The organism is Streptomyces sp. NPDC053427, from assembly GCF_044544985.1.
Lineage (GTDB): Bacteria > Actinomycetota > Actinomycetes > Streptomycetales > Streptomycetaceae > Streptomyces.
Genome location: NZ_JBITYA010000006.1, coordinates 395968 through 417246, shown reverse-complemented (window position 1 = coordinate 417246; position 21279 = coordinate 395968). Strand labels below are relative to the sequence as shown.

General features: G+C 71.5%; 24 protein-coding genes and 7 tRNA genes. 19 read left to right on the top strand and 12 right to left on the bottom strand.

Annotated features, from left to right (window positions below; translation table 11 throughout):
• Positions 1-39 precede the first annotated feature (39 nt).
• Positions 40-927, top strand: coding sequence for a TrmH family RNA methyltransferase (locus tag ACIGWZ_RS19370; RefSeq protein WP_400066143.1), 888 nt, complete (start codon positions 40-42; stop codon positions 925-927).
• 113 nt (positions 928-1040) lie between these two features.
• Here the strand turns inward: ACIGWZ_RS19370 and ACIGWZ_RS19365 are convergent, their stop codons facing one another.
• Positions 1041-1238 carry a hypothetical protein gene (locus ACIGWZ_RS19365; protein WP_400066141.1) on the bottom strand — a complete coding sequence of 66 codons (198 nt, stop codon included), beginning with the start codon at positions 1236-1238 and terminating at the stop codon, positions 1041-1043.
• A gap of 291 nt (positions 1239-1529) precedes the next feature.
• Positions 1530-2855, bottom strand: coding sequence for a protein kinase (locus ACIGWZ_RS19360; protein WP_400066139.1), 1326 nt, complete (start codon positions 2853-2855; stop codon positions 1530-1532).
• A gap of 669 nt (positions 2856-3524) precedes the next feature.
• Between ACIGWZ_RS19360 and ACIGWZ_RS19355 the strand changes: the two genes are divergently transcribed.
• From ACIGWZ_RS19355 to ACIGWZ_RS19345, 3 genes are all read left to right on the top strand, one after another.
• On the top strand, positions 3525-3695 hold the full coding sequence (locus ACIGWZ_RS19355) for a hypothetical protein (RefSeq protein WP_400066137.1): 171 nt from the start codon (positions 3525-3527) through the stop codon (positions 3693-3695).
• Positions 3696-3948: 253 nt separating this feature from the next.
• Positions 3949-4932, top strand: a complete 984-nt coding sequence (locus ACIGWZ_RS19350; protein ID WP_400066135.1) for a phosphotransferase — start codon at positions 3949-3951, stop codon at positions 4930-4932.
• A 73-nt stretch (positions 4933-5005) separates the two neighbouring features.
• Positions 5006-5284, top strand: a complete 279-nt coding sequence (locus ACIGWZ_RS19345) for a zf-TFIIB domain-containing protein (RefSeq protein WP_400066467.1) — start codon at positions 5006-5008, stop codon at positions 5282-5284.
• A 71-nt stretch (positions 5285-5355) separates the two neighbouring features.
• On the opposite strand, the gene ACIGWZ_RS19340 is transcribed toward ACIGWZ_RS19345, so the two are convergent.
• The 5 genes from ACIGWZ_RS19340 to ACIGWZ_RS19320 all read right to left on the bottom strand — a co-directional run bounded on the left by ACIGWZ_RS19340 (position 5356) and on the right by ACIGWZ_RS19320 (position 5811).
• Positions 5356-5427: transfer RNA gene (locus ACIGWZ_RS19340), tRNA-Val, on the bottom strand.
• Between the two features lie 34 nt (positions 5428-5461).
• A tRNA-Val gene (locus ACIGWZ_RS19335) sits at positions 5462-5533 on the bottom strand.
• Positions 5534-5556: 23 nt separating this feature from the next.
• Positions 5557-5628, bottom strand: a tRNA-Val gene (locus ACIGWZ_RS19330).
• 1 nt (position 5629) lies between these two features.
• A tRNA-Cys gene (locus ACIGWZ_RS19325) sits at positions 5630-5703 on the bottom strand.
• 35 nt (positions 5704-5738) lie between these two features.
• Positions 5739-5811: transfer RNA gene (locus ACIGWZ_RS19320), tRNA-Gly, on the bottom strand.
• 177 nt (positions 5812-5988) lie between these two features.
• On the opposite strand from ACIGWZ_RS19320, the gene ACIGWZ_RS19315 reads away from it, so the two are divergent.
• The 3 genes from ACIGWZ_RS19315 to ACIGWZ_RS19305 all read left to right on the top strand — a co-directional run bounded on the left by ACIGWZ_RS19315 (position 5989) and on the right by ACIGWZ_RS19305 (position 8775).
• Positions 5989-7059: a chorismate-binding protein gene (locus tag ACIGWZ_RS19315; RefSeq protein WP_400066133.1), complete on the top strand. Its 1071-nt coding sequence runs from the start codon at positions 5989-5991 to the stop codon at positions 7057-7059.
• A complete protein-coding gene (locus tag ACIGWZ_RS19310; RefSeq protein ID WP_400066131.1) occupies positions 7056-7880 on the top strand; it encodes an aminotransferase class IV in 825 nt (274 codons plus the stop codon). Before ACIGWZ_RS19315 ends, ACIGWZ_RS19310 begins: the two co-directional genes overlap by 4 nt.
• 64 nt (positions 7881-7944) lie before the next feature.
• Positions 7945-8775: a GNAT family N-acetyltransferase gene (locus tag ACIGWZ_RS19305; protein ID WP_400066129.1), complete on the top strand. Its 831-nt coding sequence runs from the start codon at positions 7945-7947 to the stop codon at positions 8773-8775.
• A 22-nt stretch (positions 8776-8797) separates the two neighbouring features.
• Here ACIGWZ_RS19305 and ACIGWZ_RS19300 read toward each other — a convergent pair whose 3' ends face one another.
• Entirely contained in the window at positions 8798-9334 is a 537-nt protein-coding gene (locus ACIGWZ_RS19300; protein ID WP_400066127.1) for a DsbA family protein, read from the bottom strand.
• A gap of 191 nt (positions 9335-9525) precedes the next feature.
• On the opposite strand from ACIGWZ_RS19300, the gene ACIGWZ_RS19295 reads away from it, so the two are divergent.
• On the top strand, positions 9526-9996 hold the full coding sequence (locus ACIGWZ_RS19295; protein ID WP_400066125.1) for a hypothetical protein: 471 nt from the start codon (positions 9526-9528) through the stop codon (positions 9994-9996).
• Positions 9997-10064: 68 nt separating this feature from the next.
• A complete protein-coding gene (locus ACIGWZ_RS19290) occupies positions 10065-10220 on the top strand; it encodes a hypothetical protein (protein ID WP_400066123.1) in 156 nt (51 codons plus the stop codon).
• 63 nt (positions 10221-10283) lie between these two features.
• Here ACIGWZ_RS19290 and ACIGWZ_RS19285 read toward each other — a convergent pair whose 3' ends face one another.
• Both ACIGWZ_RS19285 and ACIGWZ_RS19280 read right to left on the bottom strand, forming a co-directional pair.
• A complete protein-coding gene (locus ACIGWZ_RS19285) occupies positions 10284-10850 on the bottom strand; it encodes a CGNR zinc finger domain-containing protein (RefSeq protein ID WP_400066121.1) in 567 nt (188 codons plus the stop codon).
• 228 nt (positions 10851-11078) lie between these two features.
• Positions 11079-11492, bottom strand: a complete 414-nt coding sequence (locus tag ACIGWZ_RS19280) for an SsgA family sporulation/cell division regulator (RefSeq protein ID WP_003959770.1) — start codon at positions 11490-11492, stop codon at positions 11079-11081.
• A 189-nt stretch (positions 11493-11681) separates the two neighbouring features.
• Between ACIGWZ_RS19280 and ACIGWZ_RS19275 the strand changes: the two genes are divergently transcribed.
• The 4 genes from ACIGWZ_RS19275 (at position 11682) to ACIGWZ_RS19260 (ending at position 12943) form a co-directional block, all read left to right on the top strand.
• Positions 11682-12113 (top strand): TIGR02611 family protein, encoded by a 432-nt coding sequence (locus tag ACIGWZ_RS19275; protein WP_400066119.1) that lies wholly within the window; start codon positions 11682-11684, stop codon positions 12111-12113.
• A 53-nt stretch (positions 12114-12166) separates the two neighbouring features.
• Positions 12167-12238, top strand: a tRNA-Val gene (locus ACIGWZ_RS19270).
• Between the two features lie 87 nt (positions 12239-12325).
• The gene (locus ACIGWZ_RS19265; RefSeq protein ID WP_400066116.1) at positions 12326-12787 is read left to right on the top strand and encodes an SRPBCC family protein; all 462 of its coding nucleotides are present in this window, start codon (positions 12326-12328) and stop codon (positions 12785-12787) included.
• Between the two features lie 84 nt (positions 12788-12871).
• Positions 12872-12943 (top strand) — tRNA-Val (locus ACIGWZ_RS19260).
• A gap of 125 nt (positions 12944-13068) precedes the next feature.
• On the opposite strand, the gene ACIGWZ_RS19255 is transcribed toward ACIGWZ_RS19260, so the two are convergent.
• Positions 13069-13794 carry an exonuclease domain-containing protein gene (locus ACIGWZ_RS19255; RefSeq protein ID WP_400066465.1) on the bottom strand — a complete coding sequence of 242 codons (726 nt, stop codon included), beginning with the start codon at positions 13792-13794 and terminating at the stop codon, positions 13069-13071.
• A gap of 201 nt (positions 13795-13995) precedes the next feature.
• On the opposite strand from ACIGWZ_RS19255, the gene ACIGWZ_RS19250 reads away from it, so the two are divergent.
• From ACIGWZ_RS19250 to thrS, 3 genes are all read left to right on the top strand, one after another.
• Positions 13996-14562 (top strand): DUF4365 domain-containing protein, encoded by a 567-nt coding sequence (locus tag ACIGWZ_RS19250; protein WP_400066114.1) that lies wholly within the window; start codon positions 13996-13998, stop codon positions 14560-14562.
• Positions 14562-15740, top strand: a complete 1179-nt coding sequence (locus ACIGWZ_RS19245; protein ID WP_400066113.1) for a hypothetical protein — start codon at positions 14562-14564, stop codon at positions 15738-15740. Before ACIGWZ_RS19250 ends, ACIGWZ_RS19245 begins: the two co-directional genes overlap by 1 nt.
• 125 nt (positions 15741-15865) lie before the next feature.
• Positions 15866-17848, top strand: a complete 1983-nt coding sequence (thrS, locus tag ACIGWZ_RS19240) for a threonine--tRNA ligase (RefSeq protein WP_400066111.1) — start codon at positions 15866-15868, stop codon at positions 17846-17848.
• Between the two features lie 54 nt (positions 17849-17902).
• Here thrS and ACIGWZ_RS19235 read toward each other — a convergent pair whose 3' ends face one another.
• Positions 17903-18550: an ion channel gene (locus ACIGWZ_RS19235; protein ID WP_400066109.1), complete on the bottom strand. Its 648-nt coding sequence runs from the start codon at positions 18548-18550 to the stop codon at positions 17903-17905.
• A 60-nt stretch (positions 18551-18610) separates the two neighbouring features.
• Here ACIGWZ_RS19235 and ACIGWZ_RS19230 point away from each other — a divergent pair, with 60 nt between their 5' ends.
• The 3 genes from ACIGWZ_RS19230 to ACIGWZ_RS19220 all read left to right on the top strand — a co-directional run bounded on the left by ACIGWZ_RS19230 (position 18611) and on the right by ACIGWZ_RS19220 (position 21261).
• Positions 18611-19168 carry an HIT family protein gene (locus tag ACIGWZ_RS19230; protein ID WP_400066107.1) on the top strand — a complete coding sequence of 186 codons (558 nt, stop codon included), beginning with the start codon at positions 18611-18613 and terminating at the stop codon, positions 19166-19168.
• Between the two features lie 90 nt (positions 19169-19258).
• A complete protein-coding gene (locus tag ACIGWZ_RS19225; protein ID WP_400066105.1) occupies positions 19259-20056 on the top strand; it encodes a polysaccharide deacetylase family protein in 798 nt (265 codons plus the stop codon).
• On the top strand, positions 20056-21261 hold the full coding sequence (locus ACIGWZ_RS19220) for a YncE family protein (RefSeq protein WP_400066102.1): 1206 nt from the start codon (positions 20056-20058) through the stop codon (positions 21259-21261). Before ACIGWZ_RS19225 ends, ACIGWZ_RS19220 begins: the two co-directional genes overlap by 1 nt.
• Positions 21262-21279 lie beyond the last annotated feature (18 nt).

The following is a 21279-nucleotide window of genomic DNA, read 5'->3' as shown; positions in this document are numbered from 1 at the left end:
GCTCTGGGAACCTCGACACCGACAAGGCACTATCTCTCCGTGGCAGAAATCATCACCGTCGACGACCCGGACGACCCGCGGCTGGCCGACTACACCGGCCTGACCGACGTCGAGCTGCGGCGCCGGCGCGAACCCGCCGAGGGGCTGTTCATCGCCGAGGGCGAGAAGGTCATCCGGCGCGCCAGGCACGCCGGATACGAGATGCGCTCCATGCTGCTCTCGGCCAAGTGGGTCGACGTCATGCGCGATGTCATCGACGAGGTCCCGGCCCCGGTCTACGCCGTCAGCCCCGACCTCGCCGAGCGGGTGACGGGCTATCACGTCCACCGCGGTGCCCTGGCCTCCATGCAGCGCAAACCCCTGCCCGCACCCGCCGAACTCCTCGCCGGTCAGGGCCGCACCGCGGCCACGGAAGCCGTCGACGACCACACCGACACCGGCGCCGTGTCGCCGTCGGGTCTCCCCAAGGGCGCGGGTCGGCGCGTCGCCCTCTTCGAGGACATCGTCGATCACGCGAATCTGGGCGCTGCCTTCCGCAACGCAGCCGCTCTGGGCGTGGACGCCGTGTTCCTCACGCCGCGCTGCGCCGACCCCCTCTACCGGCGGGCCGTGAAGGTGTCGATGGGCGCCGTCTTCCACGTCCCCTGGACCCGGCTGACCTCGTGGCCGCAGGACATCGAGCTCTTCCGCCGGCACGGCTTCGTGACGGCCGCCCTGTGCCTCGGCGAGAAGTCGATCACGGTCGACGAACTGGCCGCCCGCCGGTACGAGAAGCTGGCACTCATGCTCGGCACCGAAGGCGACGGCCTGTCGGTCGACGCCCTCCGCGCGGCCGACGAATGGGTGCGGATCCCGATGGCCGCGGGAGTGGACTCCCTCAACGTCGCCGCGGCCTCCGCCGTCGCCTTCTACGCGACGAGGCTCTGAGAACGCCTGCCGGAACCCACACACGGCAATGGCCGTTCGGTGGATCTGCCGGATGAACGAGCCGGTCGCATCACCCCATGCCGCCGGAAACCGGCGACAAACGCTCCGGTAGGTCAGGCGCTGCCCGTGGTGGACGACTGCAGCACAGCGCACTCGGAATCCCACCACGGAAGGCCTTGGCGGACCTCGCCCAGATGGCGGTCCGTGAACAGCGGCGGAGCGTCCGGGAGCGCTGCGACCTCCAGGAGGTGGAAGTCCGCTCCCTTGCCGACGACGGACAGCTCACCGTCCGGGCAGAGGCCGATGTCCATCCGCCATTCCTTCCCGGCCGTCGACGGCCGGGATCGACATGACTAGGAGCAGCCCGGCACGGCCGGTGAGGGGACACACCCTGCAGCCGAGGAGGCCGACCTCTTGCAGGGCGTCGGGCTCGCGCAGCGGATCCCAGTCGAGGGGATCCGCTGCCTCGCCGTATGCGCCGGCGAAGAGATCTTCAATGGAGGTCATGGCATCGGGAGGTGGTGGGAGGAAGTGGCCTTGCTGTGCAGGGGGCGCATACAACCCCTACGGGATCTGTTCGCCCGCCCCCTGAGCGCGCAGCCCTAGGACGCGCCCGCGCTCCAGTACGACGAGACCGGCGCCGGACGCTCCCAGCCCAGCCCGCGGGCCGGGCCCTGGCAGCCCTGCGCCGCCGCGATGCCGAGCGCCACCAGCAGCGTCACCACCACGAACACGATGACCCGCTGCCGCAGCAGCCTGCGGTCCGGTCCCGGGCGTCGCCCGCCCGGTCCCGTACGGACCGGGGTACGCGAACCGTTTCGCCCCGTGGGCCGCGGCGCCGGGACCCGTCCCGCAGTGCGACCGCCGGTCCGCGGGTTCGTGCCCTTCGTGCCCGATGCCGGCCCCGGGCCGGACGACCGGGAGGTCGCCTCGCGCGGCGCCGGAGGCCGAGAGGCGTGCGGCCGCGGCGGGGGAGTGCCCGCCGTCCGCCGCTCGGTGCGCTGCCGTGCGTACTCCTCCGCGCGCTGCCCCGTCGGCCGAGCCTGCGGACGGCGCTCCGGGCGTTCCCAGCCCGCCCCGCTGTCCACGGGATCGTCCGACAGACCGTGCGCCTCGCGGGCCGCGATCTCCTTGAGCCGCAGCGACAGCGACAGCGTGCTCGGGCGGTCCGCCGGGTCCTTGGCCAGACACGTCGCCAGCAGCGGCGCCAGCGCGTCCGGCACCCCGGCCAGCTGCGCCTCCTCGTGGACGACCCGGTAGAGCATGACCTCCGAACTCCCCTGCCCGAAGGGCGAGTCCGCGGTGCAGGCGTAGGCGAGGGTGGCACCGAGCGCAAAGATGTCGGTCGCCGGCGTCACCGCGGCGCCGCGCACCTGCTCCGGCGCCAGAAAGCCGGGCGAGCCCACGGCCGTACCGACATGCGTCAGGGTGCTGGCGCCGGTGGCCCAGGCGATACCGAAGTCGATGATCCGCGGCCCCTTGGGCGACAGCAGGATGTTCGACGGCTTCAGATCGCGGTGCACCACGCCCGCGTCATGGACGGCCAGCAGGCCCTCGGACAGCGCCGCGCCGATGGAGGCGACCTGTGCCGGGGAGAGCGGCCCTTCCTCGTTGACCTTGTCGTGCAGCGAGGGCCCGGGGACGTACTGCGTGGCGAACCAGGGGCGGTCCGCGTCCAGATCGGCCGCAACCAGGCGGGCCGTACAGCCGCCGCGGATCCGCCGGGCCGCCGACACCTCGCGCGCGAACCGCGAACGGAACTCCTGATCCTCCGCCAGATCCGGCCGGATCACCTTCAGCGCCACCCGCTGCCCGCGCTTGTCCGAGCCGAGATAGACCACGCCCATCCCGCCCGCGCCGAGCCGGCGGTGCAGCCGGAACGTCCCGACGACACGCGGGTCCTCGCGTCGGAGCCGCATCATCGCCATGTCCGTCCCCTACCTGCGGTGGGGAGTCCCCTCCGCTGCCAACCGTCTGACGTGGCACAGCTTACGGATTGACGGCTCGCTGTGCTGAGAGGCCGCGCATGCGTCGGCGACCGGATTGTCAGTGGCGGGTGCCATCCTCGAAGAGCGGGACGGAACCGGCCGCCGTGCGGCCCGACTTCCCGTGCGAGATCCCAATGATCCGTCATAAAAGGGGTTTTGACGCGACGAAAGATGATCGGGGGGAGAGAGCCGTGAATGCCGAAGACACCACCACGGCGTACGACGTGGCGGCGAGTGGAGCGGAGCGCAGGGTGGGGACGGCACTCCACAGGGGAGCGGTCGAAGTGAGCGAAGTCACCCGGGCGGGCCCGGTGGTGCGTACGGCCGGACTCCTGGCGGGCAGGGTCCTCGCTCTCGTCGCACATCCGGTGGCGCGTACGTCTCGGTCCGCGCGTCCTCTCGGGGATGTCCCCAGGTCCTGGCCCCGCTCTCTCCACCCAGGGGAGTACGCCGGGCGCCTTCCCGTCATCCTCTTGGAGGCCAGGAAAGCGGTACGACGGCATGATGCCCGGCGTCCGGCGCTTGCCTACTGTGGTCTCCAAGCGGCGGGCGCAGCACTCGTCCCCCGAGGTCAGACGCCCGCCGCCCCAACACGACAGGAGCGGTGCGATGGCGGAGACCTCAGGACGGACGGCCGACGGTCGACCTTCCGGTACCCGCCACCCGCTGGTCGCCGTGGCCATGGTGGTGCCGCTGGCGATACTCCTGACCGTGGTCTTCGGCGGCTGGGAAGCCGTCGTCACACAGGCGTCGTCCGTGGCCGGAATGCTGGGGCGCTGAGCGGCGCCCCGGTCCCGGGAGAGCGGCCCGGGACGGGGGACCTCCGGCCGAAACCCCGTGGGGACGGGGGTGCGGCGGACGGCACGAATGGCCGGGCATCTGGGGAGATGCCCGGCCATCGAGTTTCCCCGGGCAGCCGCCGCCCGCACGGTCCCGCACCGCGCGTACGATCCCAGGCCGGGCGCCGTACGGCCCGACCGCACCACGCGCACAACCGGCGCAGCACGCACGGCTCGCAGGACCCGGGGGCACCATGACCACCACCGCAGCGCTGCTGCGCCGTCTCACCACCCTCGCGGCGCCGACCACACCGGGGGCCGCCTCCGAGGTGCTCGCCGACCGCCCCGACGGCACGGTCGTCCGCAGCGGCCGCACCGTCGCCAAGGCCCACGCCTGCGACTGCGACCCGCACGACCTGTCCGCCCGGCTCCGTATCGCCGCGCACCCCCTCCTGCACGGCATCCTGCTGCCCCCGCTCCCGGTCACCGCGCCCGACGGCTTCCTCACCCTCACCGACGACGGCCGCGCCCTGACCCGCTGGCCCTACGGCAGCCCCGTCCCGCCGGACGACCCGGACGCCGCGCCCTGGGAAGACGCCGCCCGCCTGCTGGCCCGCCTGCACTCCGTGGACGTCCGCCAACTTCCCGGCGCCCTCGCGCCGATGCGCGGCCCCGCCAAGGCCGCCCGCGCCCTGACCCGTATGCGTACCGCGCTCGCCCCCGGTGCCCGTCCCGCGCCCCTTCCCGCGGCCGCCGCCGCCGTCGAACGCGCCTGGGCCCTCCTCCCGCCCTGGGCCCGCGCCGCCGCCCCGCCGCCCCGTACGGACCTCCTCTGCCACGGCGACCTGCACCTGGGCCAGCTCGTCCGCCACCCGGCCCCCGACGGCCCCTGGCTCCTGATCGACATCGACGACCTGGGCCCGGGCGACGGAGCCTGGGACCTGGCCCGCCCTGCCGCCTGGTTCGCCACGGGCCTGCTCGCCCCCGCCCTCTGGTCCCGCTTCCTGGCCGCCTATCGCGCCGCCGGCGGCCGCGCCGTACGCCCCGACGGCGACCCCTGGCCCGGCCTGGAGATCCCCGCCCGCGCCCTGACCGTCCAGACCGCCGCACTTGCCGTCGCCAAGGCAGCCACCGCATCCCGCCCCCTGGACGAGATCGAGACCGCGGTCGTCGACGCCTGCGCCCGGATGATGTCCCTGCCGCGCCAGTTGGCACCCGCCGGTCCCGACGTAGGGTGAACCCCTCATCGCCGGGAGGCCGTTCCGGCGGTGCCGCAGTGAGCGGCAGTCGATGACGGGAGTTGAGCCGACGATGCAGTGCCCCAAGTGCCATGCACCGATGCATACGTACAACCGCAATGGCGTCCAGATCGAGCAGTGCGCCGGCTGCCGGGGGGTCTTCCTGGACTACGGCGAGCTGGAGTCGCTGACCCGCCTCGAGGCGCAGTGGGCCCAGCAGGCCCCGCCGCCGCCCGCCCCGCAGGCCTACCCGGCCGCCCCGGCCTGGGGCGCCCCGCACCAGGGCCACCATGGTCACCACGGGCACCACGGCCATCACCGCAGCTTCGGCCACATGCTGTTCTCGTCCTGACCGATGACCGCCTGAACGACGGAAAAACACCGTAGGGCCGGAGCGATCGCTCCGGCCCTACGGCTCAGATGTGGACGATACTGGGATTGAACCAGTGACCTCTTCCGTGTCAGGGAAGCGCTCTCCCGCTGAGCTAATCGTCCTCGGGACCGCGGCCGGGGGCCGCGGGGCACTGCGTGCGCGATACTGGGATTGAACCAGTGACCTCTTCCGTGTCAGGGAAGCGCTCTCCCGCTGAGCTAATCGCGCGGGGCCCGGTGGAACCGGACCAGTGGACGATACTGGGATTGAACCAGTGACCTCTTCCGTGTCAGGGAAGCGCTCTCCCGCTGAGCTAATCGTCCTTGGAGGTGGAGACGGGATTTGAACCCGTGTAGACGGCTTTGCAGGCCGTTGCCTCGCCTCTCGGCCACTCCACCAGGAGTGAGGGGGTTCGGGAAGATCCCCCACATCGAGCGGACGACGAGACTCGAACTCGCGACATCCACCTTGGCAAGGTGGTGCTCTACCAACTGAGCTACGTCCGCAGGTGTCTCTCCCAGACTACGTCCGGGAGCTACTTGGCCTCCGGGGCGTTGCTGCGTCCCGGCGACGTGTTGAACTCTAGCGGATTCCGGGGCCAGTACAAAAACGCGTTTGTGCAGCGTGCTGCGCTGCTCACTCGGCCAAGGCGGTGGTCGGGCCCCCGCCATAGACTCGGTGACGTGCGCGACTTCCCTCCCTTGGCCCGCTTCGACGGCCTGATAGCCACCGACCTGCGCGATGTCACCACCGATCCCGCGGCCCTGGACTCCGAAGGCTGGTGGGCCGTGGTGGCCGGCTTCGAAGGGGATGTGGTCTGCGCCCGCTTCGGCGACGTCCGCCCCGCCACCGCCGCCGACGGGCCCGCCCCCGACGGCTGGACCGGCCCCGCGCGCGAGGACTGGGGGAGTTCCATGGACCGCGACGCCTATACCGCCGGCGTGCGGCGGGTCCGTGAATACATCGCGGCGGGCGAGGTCTACCAGGTGAACCTCTGCCGGGTGCTGTCCGCTCCGCTGCCCGATCCCGCCCGCAGCGACGTGGACGCGCTCTCCGCGGTGCTGGCCCGCGGCAACCCCGCCCCGTACGCGGGCACGATCCGGCTGCCCGCGCACGGCGTCGAGGTCGCCTCCGCCTCACCGGAGCTGTTCCTGCGCCGCGACGGCCGTACGGTCGAGTCCGGGCCCATAAAGGGGACCGGCCGGACGGCCGAGGACCTGTCCGGGAAGGACCGCGCGGAGAACGTGATGATCGTGGACCTGGTCCGCAACGATCTCGGCCGGGTCTGTGCCACCGGCACGGTGACCGTCCCGGCACTGTGCGCCGTCGAGCCGCACCCCGGCCTCGTCCACCTGGTCTCCACGGTGCGCGGCGAACTGGCCGAGGCCCACGAGAAGACGGCCTGGGCGGATCTGCTGGCCGCCACCTTCCCGCCCGGCTCGGTCACCGGCGCCCCCAAGTCCAGTGCGCTGCGGATCATCGACGAGCTGGAGACCGCACCCCGCGGCCCGTACTGCGGCGGCATCGGCTGGGTCGATGCCGACCGCCGCACCGGCGAGCTCAACGTCGGCATCCGCACGTTCTGGATCGACCGCGCCGCGCCCGGCGGGCCCCTCCTGCGGTTCGGTGCCGGCGCCGGGATCATCTGGGACTCCGACCCGGAGCGGGAGTGGGCGGAGACCGAACTGAAGGCGAGCCGACTGCTCGCGGTAGCGTCGGGCGTGCACGAAGTGAGCGGAGGAAAGCGACGATGAAGATCTGGCTCGACGGGGGACTGCAGGACGCCGACGGCGCCCGGATCTCGGTCTTCGACCACGGGCTGACGGTCGGCGACGGGGTCTTCGAGACCATCAAGGCCGACCGAGGACGCGCCTTCGCCCTCACCCGTCACCTCGAGCGCCTGGCCACCTCCGCCCGCGGGCTCGGCCTGCCCGAACCCGACCTCGACGAGGTGCGGCACGGCTGCGCGGCCGTCCTGGACGCCAACCCGATGGCGCTGGGCCGGCTGCGGATCACCTACACCGGTGGCCTCTCCCCGCTCGGCTCGGACCGCGGCGACAGCGGCACCACGCTGGTCATCGCGGCCTCCGAGGCCCACCGCCGCCCCGACACCACCGCCGCCGTCACCGTCCCCTGGACCCGTAACGAACGCGGCGCGCTCAGCGGTCTGAAGACCACCTCGTACGGCGAGAACGTCGTCGCGCTGGCCCGAGCCCGCGAACTGGGCGCCTCCGAGGCGCTCTTCGCCAACACGGTCGGCGCGCTGTGCGAGGGCACCGGCTCCAATGTCTTCGTCGTCCTGGACGGCGAGCTGCACACCCCGCCGCTGCACTCCGGCTGCCTGGCCGGCATCACCCGCGCCCTGACCGTCACCTGGGCGGGCGCCAAGGAGACCGATCTGCCGCTGGACGCCCTCGAGCGGGCCGAGGAGATCTTCCTGACCTCCACCTTGCGCGATGTCCAGGCCGTGACCCGCATCGACGGCCGCCAACTGGCCGACGGTCCGGGCCCGGTGACGGCCGAGGCCATGCGGATCTTCGACGAGCAGGCGGCCGCGGACTTCGACCCCCGGTAAGGCCCCGGCGGCCGCCGGGTGCGGTCCGGGTGATGCGTGGTGCGCGGCAGGGTAGGAAGTCCCCGTGACCACTACGCTGCGCCCCGCGGGAGCCGAAGAACGCCATGACGACGGGGGCCGGGCCCGTTCCTACGACGTCTGTGTCAACAGCCGCCGCGTCGGCGGGATCCGGCTGGCCACCGATGCCCGGTTCGGGCCGGTCGCCGGCCGGATCGAGGCGCTGGACATCGACCGGCCGGACCGGCACCGCGGCCGCGCCACCGTCGCCGCGCTGGCCGCCGAGGAAGTGCTGCGCGGGTGGGGCTGCAAGCAGATCGAGGTGACCGTCCCGGCCGACGCGGAGGCCGCCGTACGCCTGGCCGCCGCCCTGGGCTACACCGAGCGCAGCCGCAGGATGACCAAGGCGCTGGACGTGCCGCCCGAGCTTCCCGAAGGCAGCCATGAGCGCCGGATGAGCGCGGCGGAGTACCCGGCCTGGCGCGACGCGGCGATCGCCGAGCACATCCGGGTGCAGACGAGCCTGGGCGTGCCCCGGGAGCGGGCCGAGCGGGCGTCGTACGACGGGCACGCCGCGATGCTGCCGGACGGCGCGCAGACGCAGGGCCACGCGTTGCGGATTCTTTCGCGCCACGGGGCGGACGTCGGCACCTTGTGGCTGGCGGTGGAGATCCCCGGGCATCCCGGTGGCTATGTCGTCGACGTGACGGTGGACCCCGGGCACCGCGGCAGGGGCCACGGCCGCACGCTGATGCTCGTCGCCGAGCGCGTCTGCCTCGCGGCGGGCCGGCCGGTGCTGGGGCTCAATGTGTACGCGGACAACGCCCCCGCGCTCGGGCTGTACGGCTCGCTGGGCTACCGGCCCACCGGGTACGAGCTGTGGAAGCGGGTCCTGTAGCCGAGGGCGGGGGGCCGGCGTCTCAGTCCTGCTCGCGCTCGGCCAGCAGCCGGTCGGCGATCTCCTCGATCCGCGTGCGCAGCCCCTCCTGGCTCGTGCCGCCGTCCGGCCGCTCGCCGCCGATCACATACGTCGGGGTGCCGGTCACGCCGATCGCCTTGCCCTCGGCCTGGTCCGCGTCGACGATCAGCAGATGCCGCCCGTCGATCAGCGCGGTGTCCATCTCCTCGGCGTCCAGCCCCAGCTCCCCGGCGACCTTCAGCAGCAGCTTCTCGCCGCCCTTGGCGAGCTCCTCGGTGCGCGCCAGCACGGCCTCGATGTACGGCCAGCCCTGCCCCTGCTCGGTGGCCTCCTCGGCGGCCTGGGCCGCGGTGTAGGCATGCTTGTGCTTGGCCAGGGGGAAGTGGCGCAGCCGGATGTCCAGCCGGTCGCCGTAGCGCTCGCGCAGCGCCCGCAGATCGTCCAGGGCGGCATGGCAGTCGGGGCACTGCAGCTCGCACCACACATCGAGGACGGGGTGCGGGGGACGGGCGGGGCCGGAGGCGGTGGCGTCGTTCATGGGGCCAGTCTTCCAGCCCGTACGCCGGAGCCCGAACCGGCACCTTCGGAGGAGGCCGACCCCGAGATGTCCCTGAAGCCGGGCGGAACATGTCCGTTCGGGCGCGGGAGAGGGCAGGATGGAAGGGAACACATCGAGCACGCGGTACGGAGCACATCGCGCGCTCGGCCATCCACCGGCAGGAGGACCGGATGCTGACCTCGACCGTCTGTGCCGCGGTGTCGGCGGCGGGCCTGTGCATCGCCGCGCTGACGGCCTACCGGAAGCGGTTCCTGGCCGCCACGCGCATCGCGGCGTTCTCGCTGATCCCCATCGGCCTGGTGATGACGGGCGTCATCGACTGGGTCACCAACGTCGTCTTCAAGCCCACGGTCTGGGCCGGATTCGGCGTGCTCGCGCTCTCGGTCGTGCTGTTCATGATCAGCAGGATGGTGGAGCGCCGCAGGGGCGGAATGGGCGGCCGCAAGGAGCGCAAGGCCGCCGCGGCATCCGGATCCGACGCGGTGGCGCCGGCCGCCTCCGCGCCGTCCCTCACCACCGGTCGCGGCGCCGCTCAGCCGGTCGCGAAGCCCGCCGCAAAAGCCAAGGCCAAGGGCAAGGGCGGTGCACCGAAGGATGACTTCTCGGACATCGAAGCGATCCTGAAAAAGCACGGGATCTGATGAACTCCCGCTGCTGAGGCGGATATTGGGGGCACGAAGACGATCATCTGCGCCATGATGCGCGCGAGATGAACGATGAGTGCGCCCTGGCCCGGGACGACGTCCCGGCCCCCGAAACGCGCGGCTGTCTTTTCGCGCTGTCCCAGCCACCGCTGATGCTCTTCCTCGGCATCATCGGCTTCCTGCTCCTCCTCGGTGCCGTACACGACCTTTACATCCTGTGACCCGTCGCGGGCCGGCGCCACGCCGTCGGCCCGCCGCGCGGCGTCCCGTGGCCGCCGGGGTCCTCAGCCCGCGGCATCCCGCTGCCGGGCCCGGTACGCGGCGACATGCAGCCGGTTTCCGCAGGTGCGGCTGTCGCAGTAGCGCCGGGAGCGGTTGCGGGAGAGATCGACGAAGGCGTGCCGGCAGTCCGGTGCCTCGCAGTGCCGCAGCCGCTCGCGCTCCCCGGCGACGACGATGAAGGCCAGCGCCATCCCGCCGTCCGCGGCCAGATGATCGGCGACCGAGGCGCCCGGTGCGAAGTAGTGGACATGCCAGTTGTAGCCGTCGTGATCGGTCAGCTGCGGAGTGGTGCCGGCCGAGGCGACCAGCGCATTCAGCAGCTCGGCGGCCTCGCGGTCGTCCTGCGCCGCGAAAACCTGGGACAGCCGCGCCCGCAGCGCCCGTACGGCCGCCAGGTCGGCCTCCCCGAGGACGCCCACATCGCTGATGTCGTTGCGCTGCACGAACTCCTCGAGCGCCGCGAGACCGGCCAGCGTGTCCGGAGCGCCCGGCGCCTCGCCCTCCGGAGCGGTGTTGAGCAGATCGACGACCGCGTCGAGGGCGCACCGGGTGTCATGGGTGATCAGCACGGTTCCGCTCCCTGGCCGAGTGGGGAGCGGACGGGTCCCGCCCCCGGTGTCGTTGCCGAATGGTCGCCGACTCTAGCGCCTGGAACAAGCCTCGGCGCCGTCTCCGCGGTGGGTCCGCGGCGACGGCGCCGAAGTGTGCCGTGTGAACTTGTCGGTCCTGCGCCGTCTCCCCGAGTCGGACGGTCGCAAGTGTGAGCGGGTAGTTGCGGTGGGCGGCTGTGGTGCGTCTCAGCTCTCCGCCAGGATGTGGGAGAGCTCGGTGTCGAGATCGAAATGCCGGTGTTCCGTACCGGGCGGTACGGCGGCGTCGGTCCTCTTGAGGAAGGATTCGAGAGCCCGCGCCGGGGCCTCCAGCAGGGCTTCGCCTTCCGGAGAGCTCAGGGCGATGCAGACAACACCCTGACCGTGGCTCCGGGACGGCCATACGCGGACGTCTCCGGTGCCCGTGGGCCGGTGCAGGCCCTCGGCGAGGAGGTCGCGGGCGAAAACCCACTCCACTGTCTCCTCGGCTCCGGTGTGGAAGGTGGCATGGACGGCATAGGGATCGGCCGTGTCATACCGCAGGCCCGCGGGTACAGGCAGTGAGGACTCGCTCGACACAACGAGGCGCAGGTGCAGCTCGCAGCTGACCGTGGTGTTCATAAGCGCCAGGGCCTTTCGCTCAGTGTGCGCTCGGGGATTCGCACGTCGGCGAAATCGACATGCCACCTACGGTGCCGTTGTAAACCCCTCTGACGGTTTTGGGTGGCTTCACGTACCTCTTACGGCGGATTGCGGGATCGTCCTCGGCGGTAATTCCGGCGGACGGATCACGTCCGGTAGGTTGGCCTTATGGATACGGAGAGTAACGGGGGGCCGGAAAACGCCGATGAGGGTGCCGCGTCGACCGAACGACCGCTCGGTTCGCGGGCGCCGCACTTCATCAAGCGGTCCCGGCCGCTGCATCTGAGCTGGCAGGTCGGGGTCTTCGTGGTCGGCCTCGCGGTGGTGGTCATCGGCGTGATCATGCTGCCGCTGCCCGGCCCCGGCTGGCTGGTGATCTTTGCCGGAATGGCGATCTGGGCGACCGAATTCGTTTGGGCCCAGCTGGTGCTGCGCTGGACCAGGCGGAAGGTCACCGAGGCGGCGCAGAAGGCGCTCGACCCCAAGGTGCGGCGTCGCAACATCATTCTCACGGTCATCGGCTTGGTGATCATCGCCGTGCTGCTCGCCGTCTATGTGTGGAAGTTCGGCTTCGCGATGCCGTGGAACGTCGGCGAGTGACCCGAAATTGGTCGGGAGCGCCCTCCGACGTGCGGTAATGTTGGCCGTGCGCCGGGCGATTAGCTCAGTGGGAGAGCGCTTCGTTCACACCGAAGAGGTCACTGGTTCGAACCCAGTATCGCCCACCCCGGCAGACGGCCCGGAGACACGAAGTCTCCGGGCCGTTGCGGTTGTTGGGCGCGCCGCGCCGTCCAGGGGCGCACACTGGGATCATGCCCGACTGGTCCAGCCGACTGCACCGCTACCGCTTCCGCAGCGAATGGCTGCTCAACGCCGCACCCGCCGTCGTCTACGCCGTCCTCGAACGGGCCGAGGCCTATCCCCGCTGGTGGCCGCAGGTGCGCGAGGTGACGCCGATCGACGACCACAGCGGGCTGGTCCGGTTCCGCTCCTGGCTCCCCTATGACCTGACGGTCGTGGCGACCGAGCGGATACGGGATCCCGGGACGGGCGTGCTGGAGATAGCGCTGCGCGGCGACATGGGCGGCTGGGTGCGCTGGACGATCCGGCCGGGCCGCGGCGGGACGCGGGTCGTCTTCGAGCAGGACGTCGAGGTCTGCAAGCCGCTGCTGCGTCGGCTCGCGCTGCTGGGCCGCCCGCTGTTCCGGCTCAATCACGCGCTGATGATGCGGGCCGGGCGGCGCGGGCTGGCCGCCTGGCTGGCCCGGGGGTGAGGCGGCCGGGAACAGGAATTTGATGGAAGGCCGCGGCGGCCTGTATTGTTCTGCTCGTTCGCGAGGGAAACCCCGCAGACACCCGGGCGATTAGCTCAGTGGGAGAGCGCTTCGTTCACACCGAAGAGGTCACTGGTTCGAACCCAGTATCGCCCACCGGGATCAAGGACCGGGCCGTCAAGAGACGGCCCGGTCCTTTTCGTTGGGGCGCGCGAGGAAGAATCGCCGGTAATGCCGTACCGCCGGCAATCGGGGAATGGCCCGGAATTGGTGAGGCCCTTTCAGGCCACCGCGGGGAGTTCCGGACGCAGCGGCCAATGGGGATCGACCGCCTCGGGGGTGCCGCTGCGGTCGAACCACGCCTGGAGTCCGCGGGCCTGTGCGGCGTGCCAGATCGCCTGGCGGGTGTGCAGCTCGCCCGGCTGCAGCCCGTCCAGCCTGGCCGCGAAGCGGCTGCCCAGCGCCCGTACGACCCGCAGCGCGGCCAGCGCGTCGGCGGCCGCCTCATGGGCGTCGGTCAGCTCGACCTCGTAATGGGCGCACAGATCCGTCAGCGTGCGGCGGCCCTTGCGGTAGCGGTCGAGGTGCTTGTCCAGCACCCGGGGATCGAGGACGCACAGGGGGTGCCCGCCCAGGTACGTGGCGAGCGAGCTGGCGCGATGGCGCTTCAACTCGCGGTCCAGGAGGGTCAGATCGAACGGGGCGTTCATCACGACGAGCGGCCGGCCGGCCACCGACTGGGCGGCCAGGGCGCGCGCGACCTCCTCCAGCACCGGCGCCGGCCAGCGGCCGTGCAGGGCGAGATGGTCGGCGGTCAGGCCGTGCACCGCGGTCGCCGCCTCGGGTATCTCGACGCCCGGATTGATCAGCCAGCGGGTGATACGCGGGGCGGAGCGCGGGGTCTCCTGGATCACCAGGGCCGCGGAGACGATGCGGTCCCGCTCGACGTCGATTCCCGTCGTCTCGGTGTCGAAGGAAGCCAGTGGACCGTCGTACCAGGGCGGCATCATCCCAACTCCTCGCATTCGTGGGGCGGATGACGACGCGGGTCATCCGAGCTGGTGATACCCGACCCGCCGCCTTCTCGAACCGTCCTTTGTTTGACGGCCACTTGACGCGGAGACAACCACATGGACGGGCCGCGTCGTCCTCTGCGGTCGCCCCGTCAGCCAGACGCATCGATCGGCACGGCCCGGAAGGCACCCGCGATGACCATCGCGCAGCCCGAACCGGGCGGGCTACTGCCTCAGCGGATCACCCCGCAGCGCGGCGGACTCGCCACGACTGCCTGCATGGAGACCCTCCAGGTGGGCTATCTGCACGCGATCGCCGCCGCCTCCGGGTGCTCCCTGGCGCAGCCCTTCCCGGACAACGGAATCGACTGGCACGTCAGCCACGCCGCGCCAGGACACACCGTCGACGACGAGATCACCATCAAGGTGCAGCTCAAGTGCACCTACCAGACCGCCCCCCGCCCGCCCGGGCCGACCTTCGCCTTCACGCTCGACAACGACCATCTGGTGAAGCTGGCCCGTACGCCCGTCTCGGTGCACAAGATCCTGGTCGTGATGCTGGTGCCACGGACCCAGGACGACTGGCTGCGGGCGAGCCACGACCGTCTCGAACTGCGCCACTGCTGCTACTGGATCAATCTGGCCGGCCACCCCGTGACCGGCCGGCGCAGGACCACTGTGCGCATCCCGACCACGCGGATCTTCGACGACCGAGCGCTCTGCGAGATCATGACGCGGGTCGGGGCGGGAGGGAGACCCTGATGTACCGGCCGACCGATGGATACGACGCGCGGCTGCTGGATCCCGCGCAGCTCGACCCCGGGGTGCTCAGCGCTCTGCTGGCCCGGCACGGCTGGCGGCGCAGGGGCGGGGCCGCCGGCCACTACGCCCGGTGGACGCCGCCCGGCACCGGCGGCGGCACCAGCCTGCTGGTGCCGCACGACCGCCGGTTCCCCGACAGCGGGGAGCTGCTGGCCGAAGCGCTGGCGGCGCTGGCGCAGAGCGCCGTACCGTCCGCCCGCGAGGTGCTGGTGGGGCTCGCGGTGCCCGGCGACGAGGTGCGCTGGGAACGGGAGATCCCGGACGACGGGTCGGGGGCGGCGCACTGGGTGGCGCAGGAGCAGTTGCGCGGCGCGGCCCGCTCGATGCTGATCGCCGGGGCGCTGGGCACCTACGCCCGGGCCGGGTATTACGGCGCCCGGCACAAGCGCAAGGCGGAGGCGTTCCTGGGCGAGGTGCTGGTCGGGCCGGTCTCGGCCGGGAGCCGGTTGACGGCGTTCGTCCCGGTGCACGGCGGGCGCAGCGCCGTCTCCGGGCTGCAGCGGGCGCTGCACGCGATCCGGGACGCCACCGACTACCAGCGCGCCACGGGCCGGATGGAGGCCTTCGACGCCGCCGTGGAGCTGGGCGTCTGCCATGAGCTGGCGCAGTCGTTGATCGCGCTGGTGCGGGACGCGGAGGGGGTCCGGATCGCGGTGGAGTGGTCGCCCGCGGCGGGGACCCCGGTCGGGTTCGCGGCCCGCCCCGAGCCGGTGGAGTTCTCGCCCGGCGATCTGCCCGCGCTCCAGCAGGCCGCCCAGCGGTACGTACGGGAGGAGCCCTCGCTGCCGGTACGGGTGACCGGTGCGGTCGTCCGGCTGCGCCGGGAGCGGCCGGGCGGGCCCGGCACGGTGCGGCTGCGGGTGATCGCCGGCGCGGATGTGGGGCAGGTGCGGGTCGCGCTCGGGGAGGAGGACTACCGGATCGCCGGGCATGCGCATCTGGTCGGGCTGCCGGTTCGGGTGAGCGGGCGGCTGGAGAGCCGGGGCGGGTTCCGCCGGATCACCGGGGGCTGCGAGGTCACGCCCGTACAGGTCGACGAGGCGGAGCGGGACCGGCTGCTGAAGTCGCTCCAGGAGAATCTCGACTTCTTCGAGGAGGCGTGCGGCGGCGAGGAATAGCGGCGCGGAACACCGGCTGCCGCATCCGTGCGGGCAAACCGTTTCGCGGTCGGGTCGGATGGCTCGGTACGATTCGGCTGCGCAGCAATCGCTGACGTGGAAGAAACATGAGTCAGGAGAGACCGGTGTCAGACGTCCGTGTGACCGTCCAACGCGATTCCGAGCGGGAAGAACGCGTGGTGACCACGGGCACTACGGCCGCCGACCTCTTCCAGGGCGAGCGCAGCATCGTCGCCGCGCGGGTGGCCGGAGAGCTCAAGGACCTCGCGTACGAGATCGCGGACGGCGACGAGGTCGAGCCCGTCGAGATCACCTCCGAGGACGGCCTGAACATCCTGCGGCACTCCACCGCGCATGTGATGGCGCAGGCCGTGCAGGAGCTGTTCCCGGAGGCGAAGCTCGGCATCGGCCCGCCCATCAAGGACGGCTTCTACTACGACTTCGACGTCGAGAGCCCCTTCCACCCGGACGATCTCAAGCGCATCGAGAAGAAGATGCAGGAGATCCAGAAGCGCGGGCAGAAGTTCGCGCGCCGGGCGGTCAGCGACGACGCCGCGCGCGAGGAGCTGGTGAGCGAGCCGTACAAGCTGGAGCTGATCGGGCTCAAGGGCTCCGCCGCGGACGCCGCCGAGGGCGCCTCCGCCGAGGTCGGCGCCGGCCAGCTGACCATCTACGACAACCTCGACGCCAAGACCGGCGAGCTGTGCTGGAAGGACCTGTGCCGCGGCCCGCACCTGCCCAGCACCCGGGTCATCCCGGCGTTCAAGCTGATGCGCTCGGCCGCCGCGTACTGGCGCGGCAGCGAGAAGAACAAGCAGCTGCAGCGCATCTACGGCACCGCATGGCCGACCAAGGACGAGCTCAAGGCGTATCTGGAGTTCCTCGCCGAGGCCGAGAAGCGCGACCACCGCAAGCTCGGCGCCGAGCTGGACCTCTTCTCCTTCCCGGAGGAGCTGGGCCCGGGCCTGGCGGTCTTCCACCCCAAGGGCGGCGTCGTCCGCAAGGTGATGGAGGACTACTCGCGCAGGCGGCACGAGGTCTCCGGCTACGAGTTCGTGAACACCCCGCATCTCTCGAAGGAGCGCCTCTTCGAGATCTCCGGGCACCTCCCGCACTACTCCGAGGGCATGTTCCCGGCCATCGAGTTCGACGAGCAGAACTACCGCCTCAAGGCGATGAACTGCCCGATGCACAACCTGATCTTCAAGTCGCGCGGCCGCTCCTACCGTGAACTGCCGCTGCGCCTCTTCGAGTTCGGCACGGTGTACCGCTACGAGAAGTCGGGCGTCGTGCACGGCCTGACCCGCTCGCGCGGCTTCACCCAGGACGACTCGCACATCTACTGCACCAAGGAGCAGATGCCCCAGGAGCTCGACACGCTCCTCACCTTCGTGCTCGACCTGCTGCGCGACTACGGCCTGACCGAGTTCGAGCTGGAGCTGTCCACCCGCGACCCGGAGTCGGACAAGTTCATCGGCTCGGACGAGGACTGGGAGGAGGCCACCGAGGCGCTGCGCCAGGCCGCCGAGAAGCAGGGCCTGCCGCTGGTCCCGGACCCGGGCGGCGCCGCGTACTACGGCCCGAAGATCTCCGTGCAGGCGAAGGACGCGATCGGCCGGTCCTGGCAGATGTCGACCCTTCAGGTGGACTTCAACCAGCCCAAGCGGTTCGGCCTGGAGTACACCGCGGCGGACGGTTCCAAGCAGCAGCCCGTCATGCTGCACCGCGCCCTGTTCGGCTCCATCGAGCGGTTCTTCGGCGTGCTGCTGGAGCACTACGCGGGCGCGTTCCCGGCGTGGCTCGCGCCGGTGCAGGCCGTCGGCATTCCGATCGGCGACGCACACGTGCCGTATCTGCAGGAGTTCGCCGAGAAGGCGCGGGCCAAGGGGCTCCGGGTCGAGGTGGACTCGTCGTCGGACCGGATGCAGAAGAAGATCCGTAACGCGCAGAAGTCCAAGGTTCCGTTCATGATCCTCGCGGGTGACGAGGACATGGCCGCCGGTGCCGTCTCCTTCCGCTACCGCGACGGGTCGCAGAAGAACGGGATCCCGCGCGACGAGGCGATCGCCGAGATCCTGGACATCGTGGAGCGCCGCGCCCAGGTGTGACGCCCGCTGCATGAGCGCACGGCCCCGGGGAGCGACCCGCTCCCCGGGGCCCGCTCATGTCTCGCCCTCCTGCCGGAAGCGGCGCAGCAGCCAGGAGGAGAAGGAGCCGACCACCGCTCCGACCAGGGCGACCCCGACGAACATCAGCCCCACCCCGGTCACCCGGCCGCGTCCGGTGACGGGCGTGGCGTCGCCGTACCCGGTGGTGGTCAGGGTCGAGGCGGCCCACCACACCGCGTCGCCGAAGGTCCGGATGTCGGCGTGCGGGGCGTTGCGCTCGTCGTGGTAGACGGCGAGGCTGGCGGCGAAGCCCAGGAGGAGAGAGGTCAGGCCGGCGTAGGTCATCACGCGGGTCTCCAGGGCGAGCCGCGGATGGTCCCTGCGCCGCTGCATCCGCTCGTGCATGTCGACGATCCGCAGCGGCCGCAGCAGCGGCAGCACGGTCACGATCAGGTCCAGCCAGCGGGTGCGCACGAAGCGCTTGCGGTCCGTGCTGTACGCCAGCCGTGCGAGGTACTCCGCTGCGAAGACGCCCCAGCTCACGGCCGTGACGGTCGTCCACAAGGCATTCCAGCCGGGGGAGAGGCCGGGGACCAGGACCCGGACCGCGTAGGAGGTCAGGAAGAGGAGGGAGGCAACGAGGAGATACGGCTCGGCGTGATTCTCCCAGTCCCGCAACCGCGCTTCCCTGTCCACCGGCACAGCATCGCGAGCCCGCCGTGAGGTCCGCCCCAGCGACACGCTGCCAAAGGGCGACGCAATATGCTGGCCCGTATGACAAGCGAGCCGGAACAGCAGATCGGAGTCGGGACACAGGACGCCTTTCAGCGCCTGTGGACGCCCCACCGGATGGCCTACATCCAGGGCGAGAACAAGCCGAGCGGCCCGGGGGCCGACGACGGCTGCCCGTTCTGCACGATCCCCGCGAAGTCGGACGAGGACGGCCTCGTGATCGCTCGCGGCGAGCGGGTCTATGCGGTGCTGAACCTCTACCCGTACAACGGCGGCCACCTCATGGTGGTCCCGTTCCGGCATGTCGCGGACTACACCGAGCTGGACGGCCCGGAGACGCTGGAGCTCGCGGAGTTCACGAAGCGGGCGATGACCGCGCTGCGTACTGCCTCCGGGGCGCACGGCTTCAACATCGGGATGAACCAGGGCACCGTCGCCGGGGCCGGCATCGCGGCCCATCTCCACCAGCACGTCGTACCGCGCTGGGGCGGCGACACCAACTTCATGCCGGTGGTCGGCCACACCAAGGTGCTGCCCCAACTCCTCGCGGACACCCGGGCGATGCTCGCGCAGGCCTGGCCCGCGTAGGCGCCGGGCCGAGGGCGTCCCGGACGACACGCAATCGGATAAATCGGATAGATCACCTAAAATTCGGCTAGTTGCCACTGTAATGGTGTGGTGACCTCCCTCGCTCGTCGCTCCGTGCTGCGCGCGGCCGCCTCGGCCGCGGCGGCCGGAGCGTTCGCCTCGGGCTGCGCCCCGGCCCGCACCGGCGCCACGGCCGTACGGGCCTCCCCGCCCCCGCACTCCGGCGGGCCGAGCGCGCCCGGCCCCGCCCCGGCGCACGCCGCCCGGCCGCCGACCAGGGTGCCCGGCCGGCCCGTACAGCTCGCGCACGGGCCGCAAGACGGCCGGGCGGTCGCGCTGACCTTCCACGGCAGGGGCGACCCGGCGCTCGCCACCGCCCTGCTGGGCGAGGCCGAGCGGGCCGGCGCCCGGGTGACCGTGCTCGCCGTCGGCGACTGGCTGGACGAGCACCCCGAGATGGCCCGCCGGATCCTCGACGGCGGCCATGAGCTGGGCAATCACACGATGCATCACCGCAATATCTGCGCCCTGCCCGAGGATGCGGCATACGCCGAGATCAGCCAGTGCGCCGACCGGCTGCGGCGGCTGACCGGCAGCATCGGCAGCTGGTTCCGGCCCTCGCAGGCCCAGCGGGCCACGGACCTGGTGACCCGGCTGGCCCGGCGGGCCGGCTATCCGCACGTCCTGTCCTACGACGTGGACTCCCTCGACTCCGACGACCCCGGTGCCCGGGCCGTCCGGCGCACGGTCCTGGACCGGGCCGGTCCGGGCTCGGTCGTGAGCCTCCACCTCGGGCACGCCGGCACGGTGGCCGCGCTGCCCCCGATCCTCGACGGACTCCGCCGGCGCGGGCTGCGCGCGGTGACGACAACGGAGCTAATGACCTGATGGCTGACCGGAACCGTACCCCCGTCCGCAGATTCCCCCGCCCCGGCCGCCGCGCCGCGCTGCTCGCCGTGGCATGTGCGCTGCTGGCGGCGGGCTGCTCCGGCGGCGGTGAGACCAAGGCCGCCGGCGACAGTCCGCGCCCCGCGAAGCCGTCGGAGGCCAAGGCCGTCGGGGCGGGCCTGCCCGGGATGCCGCCGCTCGTGGACGAGAACGACCTCTACGCCGCGGACCGGCCCAACAAGCTGGCCCGGCAGGTGCGGGACTTCCCCTCACGGGTGTACGTGCCCAACACCGGCTCCGATTCGGTCAGCGTCATCGACCCGAAGACGTACAAGGTGATCAAGACGATCCCGGTGGGCGTGCAGCCCCAGCACGTCGTGCCGTCATGGGACATGAAGACGCTCTGGGTCAACAACAACCGGGGGCACGACCTCACCCCGATCGACCCCGCCACGGGCGAGGCCGGCAAGCCCGTCAAGGTCCATGACCCCTACAACCTCTACTTCACGCCCAACGGGAAGTACGCGGTCGTGATGGCCTCGATGGACCGGCAGCTGGTCTTCCGGGACCCGCACACCATGGAGGTCCGCAAGACCCTCCCGGTGAGCTGCGCGGGCGTCAACCACGCCGACTTCTCGCCCGACGGGCGGTACTTCATCGTCTCCTGCGAGTTCTCCGGCGAGCTGCTCAAGGTCGACACCGAGAAGATGAAGGTCATCGGGCAGGAGAAGCTGCCCTTCGAGGGCGCGATGCCCCAGGACGTGAAGATCTCCCCGGACGGCAGGACCTGGTACGTCGCCGACATGATGGCCGACGGGGTGTGGGTCCTGGACGGCGACCGCTTCACCAAGCCGCGGCTGCTGCCCACGGGCAAGGGCACCCACGGCCTCTACGTCAGCCGCGATTCGCAGAAGATGTACATCTCCAACCGGGGCGAGGGAACCATCTCGCTGCTCGACTTCAAGAGCGGCGATCTCGTGGAGAAATGGAAGATCCCCGGCGGCGGCAGCCCGGACATGGGCGGGGTCTCGGCGGACGGCAAGGTGCTGTGGCTGTCCGGGCGCTACAACTCCGAGGTCTACGCGATGGACGCCCGTACCGGCAAGACGCTCGCGAAGATCCCGGTGGGCCAGGGCCCGCACGGGCTGGCGGTGTATCCGCAGCCGGGACGGTACTCACTGGGCCACACGGGGATCTTCCGGTAGGAGCGGCGTCGCTCCCCG